The 15,404-nt window shown below is 33.9% G+C and carries 13 protein-coding genes and 1 pseudogene; all 14 read left to right on the top strand.

Annotated features, from left to right (window positions below):
- The first annotated feature begins 49 nt into the window (after positions 1-49).
- The 14 genes and pseudogenes from BLA28_RS21650 (at position 50) to BLA28_RS21590 (ending at position 15,404) form a co-directional block, all read left to right on the top strand.
- Complete coding sequence (locus BLA28_RS21650) at positions 50-607, top strand: hypothetical protein (protein WP_071699437.1); 558 nt, start codon at positions 50-52, stop codon at positions 605-607.
- An 11-nt stretch (positions 608-618) separates the two neighbouring features.
- The gene (locus BLA28_RS21645) at positions 619-2,082 is read left to right on the top strand and encodes a hypothetical protein (RefSeq protein WP_071699436.1); all 1,464 of its coding nucleotides are present in this window, start codon (positions 619-621) and stop codon (positions 2,080-2,082) included.
- 18 nt (positions 2,083-2,100) lie between these two features.
- Complete coding sequence (locus BLA28_RS21640) at positions 2,101-2,487, top strand: (deoxy)nucleoside triphosphate pyrophosphohydrolase (RefSeq protein WP_071699435.1); 387 nt, start codon at positions 2,101-2,103, stop codon at positions 2,485-2,487.
- 268 nt (positions 2,488-2,755) lie between these two features.
- Positions 2,756-3,370, top strand: coding sequence for an HNH endonuclease (locus BLA28_RS21630; RefSeq protein ID WP_071699433.1), 615 nt, complete (start codon positions 2,756-2,758; stop codon positions 3,368-3,370).
- A 96-nt stretch (positions 3,371-3,466) separates the two neighbouring features.
- A pseudogene (locus tag BLA28_RS34815) lies at positions 3,467-3,744 on the top strand (DUF1016 N-terminal domain-containing protein).
- A gap of 123 nt (positions 3,745-3,867) precedes the next feature.
- Entirely contained in the window at positions 3,868-3,999 is a 132-nt protein-coding gene (locus tag BLA28_RS34715; protein ID WP_278336444.1) for a hypothetical protein, read from the top strand.
- A gap of 53 nt (positions 4,000-4,052) precedes the next feature.
- Positions 4,053-4,328, top strand: a complete 276-nt coding sequence (locus BLA28_RS34710; protein ID WP_334294084.1) for a PDDEXK nuclease domain-containing protein — start codon at positions 4,053-4,055, stop codon at positions 4,326-4,328.
- Positions 4,329-4,784: 456 nt separating this feature from the next.
- On the top strand, positions 4,785-6,539 hold the full coding sequence (locus BLA28_RS21620) for a phosphoadenosine phosphosulfate reductase domain-containing protein (RefSeq protein ID WP_242955503.1): 1,755 nt from the start codon (positions 4,785-4,787) through the stop codon (positions 6,537-6,539).
- A 1-nt stretch (position 6,540) separates the two neighbouring features.
- The gene (locus BLA28_RS21615; RefSeq protein WP_071699432.1) at positions 6,541-7,401 is read left to right on the top strand and encodes a DUF4007 family protein; all 861 of its coding nucleotides are present in this window, start codon (positions 6,541-6,543) and stop codon (positions 7,399-7,401) included.
- A gap of 14 nt (positions 7,402-7,415) precedes the next feature.
- Positions 7,416-11,012 (top strand): hypothetical protein, encoded by a 3,597-nt coding sequence (locus tag BLA28_RS21610; protein WP_071699431.1) that lies wholly within the window; start codon positions 7,416-7,418, stop codon positions 11,010-11,012.
- Between the two features lie 2 nt (positions 11,013-11,014).
- Complete coding sequence (locus tag BLA28_RS21605; RefSeq protein ID WP_071699430.1) at positions 11,015-12,148, top strand: aminotransferase class V-fold PLP-dependent enzyme; 1,134 nt, start codon at positions 11,015-11,017, stop codon at positions 12,146-12,148.
- Between the two features lie 22 nt (positions 12,149-12,170).
- Positions 12,171-13,880, top strand: a complete 1,710-nt coding sequence (locus tag BLA28_RS21600; RefSeq protein ID WP_071699429.1) for a hypothetical protein — start codon at positions 12,171-12,173, stop codon at positions 13,878-13,880.
- Positions 13,881-13,890: 10 nt separating this feature from the next.
- The gene (locus tag BLA28_RS21595; protein ID WP_071699428.1) at positions 13,891-14,343 is read left to right on the top strand and encodes a hypothetical protein; all 453 of its coding nucleotides are present in this window, start codon (positions 13,891-13,893) and stop codon (positions 14,341-14,343) included.
- Positions 14,343-15,404: a hypothetical protein gene (locus BLA28_RS21590; protein ID WP_071699427.1), complete on the top strand. Its 1,062-nt coding sequence runs from the start codon at positions 14,343-14,345 to the stop codon at positions 15,402-15,404. Before BLA28_RS21595 ends, BLA28_RS21590 begins: the two co-directional genes overlap by 1 nt.

The following is a 15,404-nucleotide window of genomic DNA, read 5'->3' as shown; positions in this document are numbered from 1 at the left end:
TATTAATATTATTATTCTCGTTGATTTCCTATATGAAAGGAGCAATAGAATGAGTACTTTTAAGACAATGACTAAGGATCAAACAAAAGAAATGCAAAATCTTTTAATGGCGGCAGATGCAATTCTTGGAACAAGCACTCCGGTAATCAAAGGAAATTCACAGTTGGCAAAAACTGTAGGAACGGTAATTGGAGGAGCAGCTGGAGCTGCTATTGCAGCTTCTGCAGGTACAATTGGTGTTACAGGAAGCCTTGCTGCTGGTGGGCTTGGCGTTATGGGAGCAGTTGGCGGTGGTGTCGCGGCAGTTGCAGCATGGCCTGTGGCAATAGCGGCATTGATTTTAGGCGGAGTCGGATACCTTTTTGGGAAAAATCAAGCTAAAAAGAAAGAACAACAAAAACAAGCTAATTATATTAAGGAATTAACTCGAAAGCAGCAAGAACTATATAAAAAGTATAATGATTTAAAAGCAGAATATGAAAAAACAGATAAAGAAAAAGATGATATCATAAAAAAACAGCAAGAAAAATTAGCTGAGTATGAAGCATTATTTGAGGCATTAAAGAAAGAACGTGAAAAATGGGAAAGTAATTTGTCAGCAGCATAGGAGAAATATGTATGAATAATGATGTTTATGATATTTTTAAAATGCAACATGATGATATGGAAAAATTAAATGCACAAGAACAAGCCTTAATTGACAAGAGCAAATCTGTGAATGAAGATGCCAAAGCATCCATGGCTAATAGTGATGACAAGTTCGAACAAAATCTCGCTTGGGTGAGAAGCTTAGGTATTAATCCAGATAAAGAATTAGCTGAAGCAAGAGATAAAGGGAATTTAGAAGCAACCAGAATGATTGAAGAAGTAGAAAATGCTAATGAATCTTTTTCAAAATTTGAGATTTCTTATGATGACCTGGTTAAGCTGGCTCACGAAAGAGGGTACGTAAATACACAAATACAAGATCTACTTACGGAAGATGAGATTAGAGTAGCAGATGAACGATTAAAAAGTATAGAAGAAGAATTTAAAGCTAAAACCAAATTGAAAAAACTAGATATAGCTTTTTTGGTTACTGCTATTGCACTTCAAGTTGTAAGACAATATGTAATAACGCCATTTTCTGATAAAGATATAAATGCAAAAGATGGTTCGAAGATTATGGAGGATAAGTATGGCAAGGATGGAAAGCTTAAAGGAAAATATTACTATGCAACTGAGGAAACAATAATTGGTCAAAAAAAAGTACCATATGATATTATAACAGGATCTAAAAAGTATGGAATTGGTGGCGATGGTAAGGGATTAGACGGTAATTCACATAGGTTTAGGAGTTTAGGTCATGATCCAATTTTGGGTTATTTATTCGGTACCGCAAATATAGTTACTAATACAGCAACTTGGTGGAATGGTACGTCTCATCACATTATGTATAAACCTAATAATGCAGGCGTTATGGTACCTACACTTGCTGCTAATGCTGATACCGCAAAAATGTTTGAATATGTTGTTAATCGATTTAATGGTAAAGATGGAAAACGAATATTAGTAGAAGCAATTGTTAAGGAACATTTACACTTAAAATCCGATCAAACTACAGATGGATTACCTATTCCTTTTTTACAAGCAATATCTCCGGATTTTGCGCAAACACTTGCTGAGTTTGGATTAGATGCAATAGCTCTTAGAGATATTGCTAAGCAGGCAGCAGGAGCGGAGTTTATTAATTTTGTGATTTCAACAATTCATGGATTACTTTGTGCTGAATCTGGGGAAATGAACACGAAGCTTTACAAGGTTAGAACAAAGAAGATAATTCTTATTTCTAATGTAATTGCATCAACAAGTAATTTAATAGCTGTAGGAGTAGCTGCGGGTATAGGTGCTACTGGGGAAAATCCGGAAATGGTTAAAAAATCATTAAAGTATCTTGATGTAGGAGGCATTCTTGTTACAATTACACATTTGTTTACTGATGTGAAGTTTATATTGAAAGTTAAAGAAGAATTTATTAACAGTAAATTGGATGCTCAGATTATTGAAGAAATAGAAAATTTAGATAGGCTTTTGGAAGAATAACTTATTAAGGTGAATTAAATGAAAACAGTGAGAGTAGTTGCGGCTGTTATACGCGATGGAGATAGTATCTTTGCAACTGCAAGAGGTTATGACGATTTCAAGGGCAAGTGGGAATTCCCTGGTGGGAAGATCGAAGCTGGCGAAACGCCTCAGCAGGCATTGATGAGAGAAATAAAAGAAGAGCTCGACACTGACATCGAAGCCGGAGAGCTTATTGATACGATCGAATATGACTACCCAGCATTCCATCTTTCGATGGACTGTTTCTGGGCAAAGGTTATCGACGGTCAGCTGGAACTAAAGGAAGCAGAAGAGGCTTGCTGGCTTATAAAGGAAACCCTGGACACCGTTCAGTGGCTCCCGGCAGATGTTACTATTATCGAGAGAATCAAAGAGAGCATTTAATGGAAAGGCTCGACACAATTTATGCACGACCAATGGAAAAGACGTACTTCCATTCAACTTGTGCCATGTGGAGACGGTGGTGTCACTGGAGCGGAAAGCCTAGGAAATTAAAGGGTTATGAAGATTTGTTCTGGATAGGTATGTGCGCTTTTGAGGTTGTTAGAAGTGAAATAAGTTTCCGATTACTGTGCTGGGATAAGTGAAATGAATGTTTTCGCAAAACTATATAATTTAAATCGCATAATATCTTTAATTATGGGAGGTTAATATGGCAATTACTAAATTTGAAATATATAATTTTTGGAAAGATAAAGCTATTACTAATAAGTTTAAAGTTAAGAATTATGCTGATTGTAGGTCAGAGGAGGAGGCGCTCCCAATATTAGAATTTCATGATGATATCTGCTGTTGGGCATGTGGTTTGCCATCGTGGATAATTGGGAATGAAAATATTACTGAAGTTGATGACCTAAAAAAAGAATGGAATAATGATAAATCTTTACAAAAAGTTCATATACTTGCAAATTCATTAGGCGGTCTGGAAACAGTTAATAATCTATTTTTATTATGTCCTACTTGCCATGCTGAATCTCCAGATACAAGAGATAATGAAAATTTTTTTGCGTGGGTTTATTATAAGAGAAGAAATGAAAACTATATGACTATGATGTATAAAGAATTTGAACGTGCCTGTAAAATGAAAAATATAGATAGTCAAATAGTACAAGATTATTTTTCGAAAGTTGATTATGACAAAGTGATGAGCTTAAGGCGTCATATTATTAAGAATTGTACAGTACATGGTTCTTTTGTCTCGTCATCATCAAAAATGATGGCACTGCTAAGCGAAATAATGAAAGATATAGAGTCTAAAGAGAGGTAGATATGGAACAAAAATTTTATCAGAGGCAAGGAATAAGGTTTATCAAACTGCTAACTTTGCTATGGTGAAGCATACTGGAATATTGGAAAAAATATCGTGGAGCAACAAGGTGATGAGGATAAAGCTGAATATGGAACTGGTCTCATCAAAGAACCTGCAAAACAAATGACAAGAGATTTTGGAAAAGATTTACCGCAGCAAATTTGAAAAATATGCATCAATTTTATCTTACATTTCCAAATGACTACGCACTGCGTAGCGAATTGAGTTGGACTCACTTTTGTTTACTAATACGCGTGGAAAATAAAGAGGCAAGGAACTTTTATCTTGATGAATATATAAAGTCAAATTGGAGTACAAGACAGTTAGAATGACAGATTAATTCGTTCTTTTATGAAAGATTATTATCAAGTCAAAATAAAGAAGAGGTATCTGAGGAAATAAAGAGTTTAGAACCAAATAGACTGCCATAAGATATCATTCGTGATCCTTATGTATTGGAGTTTCTTGGTCCGAATCCAAATGATGATTTTTATGAAAGTGATTTGGAAGAAGCTCTTATCACATATATACAAAAGTTTCTACCAGAACTCGGGAGAGTTTTTCTTTTGTTGCTAGACAGAAAATAATTACTTTTGATGGACATCATTTAAGAATTGATCTTGTTTTTTAAAACTATATTTTGAAATGTTTTGTTTTAATAGATTTAAAAATTGGTGATTTGACACATCAGGATTTAGGACAAACGCAAATGTATGTACACTATTATGAACGAGAGTTGATGAATGAAGGGGACAATCCTCCAATAGGAATTGTAATGTATGCTGATAAAAGTGAATCTGTAGTAAAATTCACACTTCCAGAAAATGAGACACAGATTTTTGTATCTAAGTATAAATTATATCTTCCTAGTGAAGAAGAATTATTACAAGAATTGCGAAAGGAATATTGTGTTTAGAAGAAAACAGCTATCTCACTGAATGTGGAGATGATAGTGTTGTTTAGGGGAAAAATTATATAGATTTTTTAGCTATTGACTTCTCGTTATTTTCTTTTACTATATCTGATAATTACTATATTTTATAAAAGTCAATTTGTAGAGATGGAGATCAAGTATTTTTGAAAAACAAATAATCTGCTGTCTGTTGGAGATTGTAAGTGTATTATTGTAAATGTAGGATGAGGGTGATAAATGATAGGAAAGTAGTAGAAAGAACAATAAGTTTTATTGGAAATAGAAGGATAAGTTTAAAAGCTTTTTTATAACGAGGTTTAATATCTCCAGATATTATAAGTTATGATATAATAAAAAAGTAAATATTAATGAATAGACTCCTTTGTTTCAGTGGTTACTTTGATAGTAACCACTGAAACAAAGGAGTTAATATCAAGGATTAAACCGGAGGATAATGGAATGAGAGAACTTGTATGTCCTAAACATATGTGTCGTACGCCTCTGGGAAAATGCATGGAATGGGATGTTAATGAAGCTACAGGTGAGCGTATTGAATGTCAAGAAACCTCTGTAATGTCTACAACACTGTATTGGTGTGAGAAGTGCAATGTTCCCACATATGAGGAGTACTGCCCTTTATGCGGTAATAAAGGAGAATATATATCGACGGATATTAGACCAGTATTTCCGGAAGAGAAAGTTCTTTTGGCAATACTTCTAGGCAAAGAGAATCCACTTTGTTTTGAAGAAGCATCAGTGTGGAATACTATGAACTTTTATTTTATAGATGGTAAAAAAGTGCAGGTTTCGATAAAGGACTTTAATAGTAAATCGTTAAATGATATTGGCGCAATAAAAAAGATTTATGATGATTATATAGGCCAGATAGATTATAATAAATTTAATATGATAGTGCAACGTTTCATTAAGGCCAATTCTAATCGATATAGTGAAATTACTGATGAGGCAATATCATTTGTACAAGGATATTTAGGCAAATATTCTTTTGATGACATGTTTGTATCCTTTAGTGGTGGAAAAGATTCAACAGTTACATCGGATATTGTTAGAAGGGCCTTTTCATCCAATAAGGTATGTCATATTTTTGGAGATACAACACTAGAGTTTCCATTGACTGATGAGTACCGGAAAAGATTTCAAAAAGAACATAGGGTTTTACTTGCGAAGAATTATAGTAAGAATTTTGAAGAACTTTGTGAACAAATAGGTCCACCAAGTCGAGTCATGCGATGGTGTTGTACAGTATTCAAAACTGGTGCAATTACACAGATGATAACATCTGCATTTAAGAATAGAACGGATATATTGTCGTTTCAGGGAATTCGTCATAGTGAATCTGTAAGTAGAAGTAAGTATGAAAGAGAAAGTGAAAATTCCAAAATTACAAAGCAAACGGTGGTGGCTCCAATCATTGAATGGACTGACTTTGATGTTTGGCTTTATATTTTAACTACTAATATTGATTTTAATGATGCATATCGATTAGGTTATTCGCGAGTAGGATGCTGGTGTTGTCCAAATAATGGGGCGTGGTCAGAGTTTTTATCCAAGGTGCATATGAAGGAACAGTATATGCATTGGAGAGAACTACTTGTTAATTTCGCTAAGAAGATAGAAAAGCCTGATCCAGAGGAATACATTGATGAGGGTGGTTGGAAGGCACGTCAGGGGGGGGGGAATGGAATCGGTGTAGCGGAAAGGTCTATAATATCCTATGAGCCCTGTGCAACAGAGGATAATGCTTTTAATTATGTATTGCAGAAGCCAATTACTACAGAGTTTTATGAGTTATTTAAACCGTTTGGGTATATCAATATGCAACTTGGTAACGAACGATTGGGTGAAGTATATATATTAGACAAAAAAGGAAATGTAGTTTTGATACTTCAAGGGCGAATTGGTTCTACAAAACTGAAAGTGATTATAAAGAAAGAAAATCTTGCGGGTGCGACGAATTTGAGAGTTTCAGAGGGCAAGATACAGTGCCAACTCACAAAATATCAGATGTGTATAGACTGCAAAGCGTGTGAGAGCGTATGCAAATATAATGCGATCAAGATAAAAGAATTAGATGATGGTAGTATATCATATAAGATTGATGATAAGAAGTGTGTAAGATGTACGGAGTGCGTAAACCACTTTACCGCAGGATGTTATGTTAGAAAAGTATTGACGATTAAGAGAGAAGAATAAAATGGTGAACAAAGTTGTTTATAAATTAAAAGGGCATGAAAAGTTTCCTCTTCGTGAGGGATGGATGACTAAAGGACTTACTGCAGTTAAAGAAAATAGTCCGCATATTTTTCTTGAGAATAATGGACCGGATATATTAGGAGTAGGTTCTAATATGGTTAAGTCAATTCGTTATTGGATGCAGGCGTGTGGTATGCTTGAGAAGGATGGAAACCAGGAAAGAATTTCACCGATTGCTGAGATTATTTATGAAAAAGATAAAGATTTTGAAGATGTATTTTCGTTATGGTTATTACATTCTAACCTTGCAAAGAATCGTGATCAGGCAACAGTTTGGTATATGTTTTTTAACATGTTTAAGGTGGATACTTTTTCAAAAGCAGATATACAAAGTAAAATAAAATTGGAACTGTTTAACTTTGTGGGACAACATGTAACGGAAAGTTCGGTAAATGATGACATTGATGTTCTACTTAAGATGTATACAAAGGGAAACATTAGAAATGATGATCCGGAAGATAAAATTATTTGTCCATTGTCAATGTTAGGGCTGATAAAAAAAGAAGATGAAATTTACTTTAAAGTACAGCCTGACTTAAGAAAGATTGATAATGCATTGATTTTTTATGAATTAAGTTGCATGTTTAAGAAAGAACAATCATTGAGCATTGAGAGGATTGTATCAGGCGAGAATGGCTTAGGTGCGATATATAATATGACTATGGTTACGGTGAATCAGTATTTAGATAATCTTGAAGCGCTTGGATTTATACATGTTGATAGAACAGCTGGATTAGATATGGTTTATCCAATTAATATTAAAGATCCTACTGAGGTTATTATGGATTATTACAACAAATAAAGGTGGATAAATATATGTTAGTAACTAAGTTGAGCGATATTGTAAAGTTAAATAGTAACTTTAAAAACGCTATTAACCTTTACTTGAATTTAAATAAACAGGACAAGATAGAGAACTATATTCCAACAAAATCATCTTTGGCGATTCTGAAGAGATATATCGAATCTGTGCAACAAAACAAGAATCAGTCAACAATTCTTGTTGGTTCATACGGAAAGGGCAAATCACATCTTTTACTTATTTTACTTGCGATTATAAGTATGGAGAGAACGAACGAAAATGAGAAAATCATAAGGTCTCTTTTTGAGAGGATAAAGATTGTTGATGAAGCAACGTACGAAGCTGTAGTGGAAATATGGGAAAACAAGAGAAAATTTCTGCCAGTTATTATTTCGGGTAGTCATAATGATTTAAACCGTGCCACTATGGTTGCATTGAATGATGCTTTAAAAAGAGAAAATCTGACAGAACTTATGCCGGATACGTTTTTCAGTATCGCTCTTGACTCTATACAGAGATGGAAGAAAAAATTCCCGGAAGTATATAGTAAATATTGTGCCTTGCTAAAGAAAGAAGGATATTCAGCAGGTGAAATTGAATCAGGGCTTAAAATGTGCAATTCTAATATATTGAATATATTTAAGAATATTTACCCTGCACTTATGGGCGGAGAAAAGTTTAATCCATTAGCAGGTGGAGATGTACTGCCTATGTATAAGAGTGTTGCCGATAAGCTCCATGAGGAATTAGGGTATAGCGGAATTTACATAATTTTTGACGAGTTTAGTAAATTTATCGAAGGGCAGGATAATCGTGCAATAGGTGGCAACATGAAGCTTCTTCAAGATATATGCGAGTTGTCAAATGAATCTAAGGACACACAGATATTTATTACCATGGTGGCTCATAAATCCATAAAAGAATATGGAAGGTATCTTCCTGAAGCAACAATTAATGCTTTTACTGGAATTGAAGGTCGAATTGAGGAAGTGCTATTTAATACATCCTCTAAGAATAGCTATGAATTAATTGAGAATGCAATTCGGACAAATTCAGAAGAACTTAAATATGTACCAAATTATGATAAGTTTTTTGGCCGAGAGACTGTAGATAAATATTATAAAATACCTGCGTTTAAGTCTGCATTTACAAGTAAAGATTTTGAAAAAATAATTGTAAAGGGTTGTTATCCGCTTAGTCCTATTTCTGCATATGCGCTTTTGAATATAAGCGAAAAGGTAGCACAGAATGAACGTACACTCTTTACTTTTATTTCTAAGGAAGAGCCATTTAGTATGGCGCAGTATGTGTCAGATCATACACGTGATGATGAATGGATTATTGCACCAGATTATATATATGATTATTTTAAAAATATCTTTAAAAAAGAGGTCAATAACGAATTTATTCATACAGAATGGCTAAATGCAGAGTATGCAATAACAAAGGTTAAAAGTTCAGACGATATAAGCAAAGTGCGTATGCTAAAGACTCTGGCGATTCTTAATATTATCAATAAGTTTGATGAGATGCCACCAACAGAAGAAATTTTAAAGATTGCATCGGGTCTACCAAATGCAAAGGGTGTGATAGAGAGTTTAGAGGCTGAACAGATTATTTACAAGAAGGGTTCAAATAATTGTTATGCTTTTAAAACTCGTGCAGGTATCGCATTAAAAACAGAGATTAAAAACCGTCGTGGTATTAAAGGTGAGCCAGATCTACCCAAGGTGTTTGCACGTGTAAGTGATGTACAATATATTTTGCCAAAACGATATAATAATCGATATTCTATGACTCGATATTTTAGATATGAGTATATGGGGGTTGATGATTTCCTACAAATTGAGGATCCTAATGTGTTCTTTGATAAAAATAAGTTTCAGGACGGCAAAATACTTGCCCTTTATTCGTTAGATGATACAGATAAGACTCAGAAGATTTATTCAAAGATGAAATTTTTTGCTATTGAAAATCTAGTAGTGATATATTCAAGAAATAAATATGTGTTGGGCAAACAAGCAAAGGATTATGAGATTCTTCAAGAGATAAAAGAAGATGTTGTATTTATGCGTGAGAATGAGATTTTAATGAAAGAACTCTATGTCCTAGAAGAAGATTTGGAAAAAGAACTGTTGAAGTTTATTGATGATGAATTTGGAAATAACAGTTCGCATGTAACGGTGTATTATGATGGAAAGGCATGGAAGGTAGAAGAGGGAGTTGCAATAAGTACTGCGGTAGATGCTGTTTGTGAGTCATTTTATTCTGAAACAGTGATAATTAATAATGAATTGATAAACAAACAATTTATTACGTCGTCACCAATTAAAAAGGCTCGAAGGACAATTATGGAAAGTATAATGAGAAAAGAGTCTGACGAGTATTATAGGTCAGGTACAAGTGCTGAGTCCACCATTTATCGAGCAGTAATGATAAATTCAGGGATTCTTAATGAGAATAATAAATCTGATAAAGTTCAGAAAATTCTTGAATTATTTGATTCTTTTTTTAATGGATGTGTTGAAAAAAGAAAATCTTTGGTGGATCTTGTCAATCAATATAGTTCTAAACCATATGGAATGAGAGCAGGTGTTCTACCTATTTTTCTTGCTTATGTAATTTCAAAGAAGCAGGAAGATATTATTACCTATTATGAAGACCGTGAGGTAATTCTTGATGTAGATACAATTATCAATATGGTTGAATATCCTGGTAAATATTCTTTATTTATTTCGAAGGAGAGTGCGGATAAAGAGGCGTATATTCAAGAACTTTTAACTTTGTTTGGTGATAGGGGAGACAAAAACCTTTCTGGTAATAGAATTGCCAATATCCTTACTTGCATGCAACGGTGGTATAGAGCACTTCCGCAGGTAGCAAAGAATATTCGAAGAGGTAATGAATTTATTACTGATGAAAATATATTGAAGGCTCTTCCAAGATTAAAAAATCTTATGCAGCGTATGGATGTAAATGCGTATGAGACTATTTTTGAAACTTTACCGGAAATTTGTGGAAAATTTGATTACCAAGAAACTATAATTGTTTTAAAAACGATCAAGAATAAGTTGAATGGGTATCTAGATTGGCTTCTTAAAAAGATTATTGTACAGTCCGTTGCTATTTTTGATGAGAACGCAAAGGAAGATCTAATACATACATTGAAAACATGGTATGGAAAACAAAGTGATGTGGCAAAACACGGACTCTATAATGCATCTGTTTCAGGTTTTATGACTTGTATAGCTGACATTAATACTTTTGATGAGATAGACACAATACAAAAAGTTATTAAGATAATTAGTGGGATCCACATTGATTCATGGAATGATGGTTCTTTTGATGAGTATATTGAAAGATTAAAAGAATTAAAAAACGAAATAGAATCTATTGGGGATGAAAAAAATAGTGGTACTTGTATGCTTTCTTTTGTTGGTAAAAATGGGGAAGAGATCCATAGGTATTATGACAGGGTGGATGAGTCGGAAGGCTCTATGTTTAGAAACATAATTGAGGACCAAATTGAAAGTTTCTCTGATTTAGATATAAATGTCCGAGTTGCTATTCTTTTAGAAATGATTGAAAAGGTAATGAGAAAAGAGGATTAATAATGATTTATCTGGATAATGCTGCAACTACGTTTCCTAAACCCGAACCTGTTTACCAAAAGATAGAATGGGCAAATCGTAATATTGCAGTAAATGCTGGGAGAGGTTCTTATAAGACGGCGCGAGAGGCATCATATTTAATAGAAAATACTCGTAAGAAGTTGGTGGAGATTGTTCATGGTATAGGCATAGAGGTTGCGGTACTTACTTCATCAGCAACAGAATCAATGAATATTATTTTGAATGGACTAGACCTTGTTAAAGGTGATGTTATTTATATTTCACCTTTTGAACATAATGCTGTTGCACGGACGTTGCATAGAATTTCCAAAGAAAAAATGGTTCGTGTTATTGAACTTCCTCTTAAAGATAATTTAGAAATTGATATTGAAAAGACTAAATACTTGTTTATGAAGGATAAACCAAAATGTATTTGTTGTACGCATGTTAGCAATGTGACAGGATATATTCTTCCAGTGGAGGAAATCTTTGAATTAGCAAAAGATTATAATGCAATAACTGTGTTAGATGCAGCACAGTCTTTTGGTTTAGTGGATATTAATGTAAAGAAATGTAAGGCAGACTTCATAGTTTTTGCAGGTCATAAGACAATCTATGGTCCTTTTGGGGCAGCTGGCTTTATAGATAATTCTAAAATAGAATTAAAACCATATTTTGTTGGAGGAACTGGTAGTGAATCACTTAAACTCTATATGCCGGAAGAGAGGCCAGAGAAATATGAAGCTGCAAGTAAGAATATAGTTGCAATTGCGGGTATGCATGAGGCTTTGGTTGTATTGAATCGTCTTAAGAACTTTGAGAAGGAGAATAAATTAACAGAATATACAATAGAAAAATTGATGTCTATTAAGAATGTGATACTCTATGTACCCGAAAATTCTGAGAGACATATAGGGATTATTTCCTTTAATGTAAAGGGGTATAAGTCTGAAGATGTTGGAACTATATTAGATGAAGATTTTGATATAGCTGTAAGGACAGGATATCATTGTGCACCTTTTATACATAAATATCTTGATGATGAGAAGTTTTTAGGAACAATACGTGTAGGGCTAGGACAGTTCAATACAAAAGAAGATGTTGATCGATTGGTTGATGCAATAAGAGATTTATAAACTGGGTGAAAGAGGTAAGGCTATGAACAATAAAGCTTATATAGACTATCTAAATTCTCTACATAATTATAATGCACAGAATGAAAATGCATACGGTGAGAGAAACATTGAAAACCCTTATTTTGAGGCAGTTATGGTTCGTGTTGGATTATGTGATTATATAAAAACTAGCCTTACTGAAAAAGAGCCACATATCATAATATTAACCGGACATGCCGGCGATGGTAAAACTAGTATTATGTATCAAGTTTTGTCAGAACTTAATGCAAAGTATGATTCAAAGGAGAAACTAAGTGAAATCACCTTGCCCTCTGGAAATATATGTTTGTGTGTTAAGGATTTTAGTGAAATACCGGAGGTAGATAGTAGTAATAAAATGGATCGTATCAATGTTATGAGACGAGCTGTAGAAATGCCAGAAATGGGAAATTATGTATTTATGGTTGCTAATACTGGTCCGCTGATTAATACATTTGGCGAACTCTTTGATTCAGATAAGGATAAGGAAAAGGCTAAAATTGAACTTATTAATTTGATGGATGAGAATACAGGGGAAATTGTTGAAATTAACGGTATTAAAATATGTGTTGTAAACGTGGCAGCGGTAGATAATTCGTATTTTGCCAAGGCGTTTTTAGAAAAGTTAATTCAAGATGAGCTGTGGAAAGATTGTAAGTCTTGTACTAAGTGTGACTATTGCCACATCTATAGAAACCGTGAGCTTATTGTTAAAAACAAACTTAAAGTATGTGAGTTTATTAATAATCATTTTATCTGGCTTGTAGAATATGGGAATCGCCTGACAATTCGTAGTATGACTGAACAGTTGACATATATGCTGACAGGTGGAATATCATGTTCAGAGGTAACGCCTAACGATACATATAAGTATCTGTTTAGCAACCTTTTCTTTGGGTATATCGGAACAAAACTGAATGACAGAGCATTGAATATAATAGCTATAAATGCTGCGAATCATTGTATGTATGACCATAAGCGTTTGCGTTCGGATGAAAAGTTATTTGTGGGAAAAGAATATAAAGAATTATTTGGTGAAGAAGTCGAAATGATTATTTCTGAAGCAGAAAAGAAGAATGTATTCGTAAGTGGTTGGGCAGAATTTTTACGGAGAACATATTTGTTCATGAATATTGTGATAGATGAGACTGTTGTTGAACAAGATTACGAGGATGTCTTCTCAAAGCAATTTAAACGTTATCTTGAACTAAGGGATGGAAAAGATACACCAGCTAAGGCAGATGCAAATTTGATAGCGGATGCTTTGTCAATGATTTATGTAGGAACGACGAATGACAAGTCAGAGATACCTTTGACATTAAGTAGAGAATCAGGTATCGCTCAGAATGTGCAGTTAATCATCGGAACCGTTCCGGTGCGTAAGCTTAGAGTGGAAAGTGTGAAAACTCAGGATGGTATATTTAATATAGGTAAAGACAGATACGAGCTTTGTTTAAATATCAATAAGGAAAACTTAGACACGGTTCTTACTTTGCCCATGCTGGATTACTTTGAGGAACTTAAAAATGGGATAATTTCCACTAATATTGATCCACAATTATCTCATGGAGTTGAATGCTTAAAAGCGCAGATATCAGAGATAACTAAAGATGATGACGATGAGGATATTATTGAGATTATAGTTTTAAAAAATGGTGGTAATAAAAATATACGTATTGAATTAACTAGCGATGGGAAGATTAGGGAAGTATAGGAGGCTGAATATGGGAATATTTCCAAAATGTATGGAAGAAGATTATAAAGATTTGGCTAATGGTAAGAAAACGGTGTCCTCTTTAATCTTTGGAAACAGATTTAATGCAGATCAAACGTTATACGAATATTTGATAGAGTTCCTTCTTGTCTTTGTATCAGCGAAAGAGGAGAATCTTCAAGAAGGGAAAATGAAATTCCATGATATATCAATCGATAGAAAACTTAGTTATTGGGTGGAACCTCGTATGGCTTTGAGAAGATTTATCTTCTACGATAAGGCAAAGAAAAAGGGGTCTATTCCTGCTGATGAGTTGGCGTACCGTTCCATGATTGAGCTTTTGGTAAGTAAAATCGAAATAGATGATAAAGAGGCTGCAAGAGAATATATTGAAAGTATTCAAGATTTGTTTCGGGGATACTCAGTAGTTATAAAAAAAGATTCTGGGGTGCTAGATCTTTAATGCCAATTTGTCCAGAGTTTATTTTATGTGGAGCGGACCCTAATGAGAAAAAAAGGGAAAAAAAAGTTGACTGGGATAATAATCCCAAGTCAGTAGATAATAGTTTCAGTTTTGATAAGCATAACTTTCTTGCACGTGGGGGGGAGTTATACTATCTTCAACTGTTACAAGGATTAGGTAGAAATGAAGAAAAAAAGGCAGAACTAGAATTTTTACTGAAGGATCTTGTAGGTATTCAATGTAAGAAGATTTCAACATTAGCTGAATATGTTCAGAATACATGGGAAGAACAATATCATATGGATAAGAAAAGCCTTTCTAAACAACTAAATCTGGCATTTATACCAGATACAGGCTACAAAAAATGTGGAGAATATTGTGCAGATGAATTAATTAGTTATCTGTTGTGTGAATTGCATCCAATTAGTAGAACCGATGTATTGGCAAAGGGTGTTATGTTTCAGATTATGAGGATGATGTCATATCGTATTGCGGATTATCTAGACAAGGACTCACCGTCATGGATTGTAGATATGAAAGGGGAAACATCAGACACGGTTAAGAAGATTGCAGCAGAGTCTTTTCAAAAGCTAGAAAGTGATTTCATGACTGCGATCAATAAGAAAGCTCGAGAAGTCGGTATTAAAGAAGATGAAATCATGAAGAAAGTACGTGAGGCAAGGATCAATTCATTGGATATATTCAAGAGTAAGGGGAAAGAATTGCAGTGTATTATTCCAGCCAATGGGATTTTTGAGCGATTCAGTTTGTCAGAGGATGTTATTCGTTTTTTAGTACTCTCATTAATTAAACCAGGGAAAAAGATGACTTTGAATATGTTTTTAGAAAAGTTATATAGACATTATGGCATTGTGATTGGACCTGAAGAATATAAGAAAAGTTTGGAGCAAGATGCAATAGAAACAACCCTTGCAAATAGTTTTACAGAGAACGTGACTGCTTTTGGCGAATTCCTTAAGGCAACGGGATTTTTAAAAGAATTATCGGATGCTACTTCTATTGTAGTTAATCCGTATGAATCCATTCAGAAGGGAGTATAA

It is taken from the genome of Eisenbergiella tayi (assembly GCF_001881565.1).
Lineage (GTDB): Bacteria > Bacillota > Clostridia > Lachnospirales > Lachnospiraceae > Eisenbergiella > Eisenbergiella tayi.
This window is presented reverse-complemented; position numbering and strand designations above follow the sequence as displayed.

Coding starts and splice junctions, on each gene's coding strand:
- BLA28_RS21650 (WP_071699437.1), top strand. CDS start 50: ATGAGTACTTTTAAGACAATGACTAAGGATCAAACAAAAGAAATGCAA.
- BLA28_RS21645 (WP_071699436.1), top strand. CDS start 619: ATGAATAATGATGTTTATGATATTTTTAAAATGCAACATGATGATATG.
- BLA28_RS21640 (WP_071699435.1), top strand. CDS start 2,101: ATGAAAACAGTGAGAGTAGTTGCGGCTGTTATACGCGATGGAGATAGT.
- BLA28_RS21630 (WP_071699433.1), top strand. CDS start 2,756: ATGGCAATTACTAAATTTGAAATATATAATTTTTGGAAAGATAAAGCT.
- BLA28_RS21620 (WP_242955503.1), top strand. CDS start 4,785: ATGAGAGAACTTGTATGTCCTAAACATATGTGTCGTACGCCTCTGGGA.
- BLA28_RS21615 (WP_071699432.1), top strand. CDS start 6,541: ATGGTGAACAAAGTTGTTTATAAATTAAAAGGGCATGAAAAGTTTCCT.
- BLA28_RS21610 (WP_071699431.1), top strand. CDS start 7,416: ATGTTAGTAACTAAGTTGAGCGATATTGTAAAGTTAAATAGTAACTTT.
- BLA28_RS21605 (WP_071699430.1), top strand. CDS start 11,015: ATGATTTATCTGGATAATGCTGCAACTACGTTTCCTAAACCCGAACCT.
- BLA28_RS21600 (WP_071699429.1), top strand. CDS start 12,171: ATGAACAATAAAGCTTATATAGACTATCTAAATTCTCTACATAATTAT.
- BLA28_RS21595 (WP_071699428.1), top strand. CDS start 13,891: ATGGGAATATTTCCAAAATGTATGGAAGAAGATTATAAAGATTTGGCT.
- BLA28_RS21590 (WP_071699427.1), top strand. CDS start 14,343: ATGCCAATTTGTCCAGAGTTTATTTTATGTGGAGCGGACCCTAATGAG.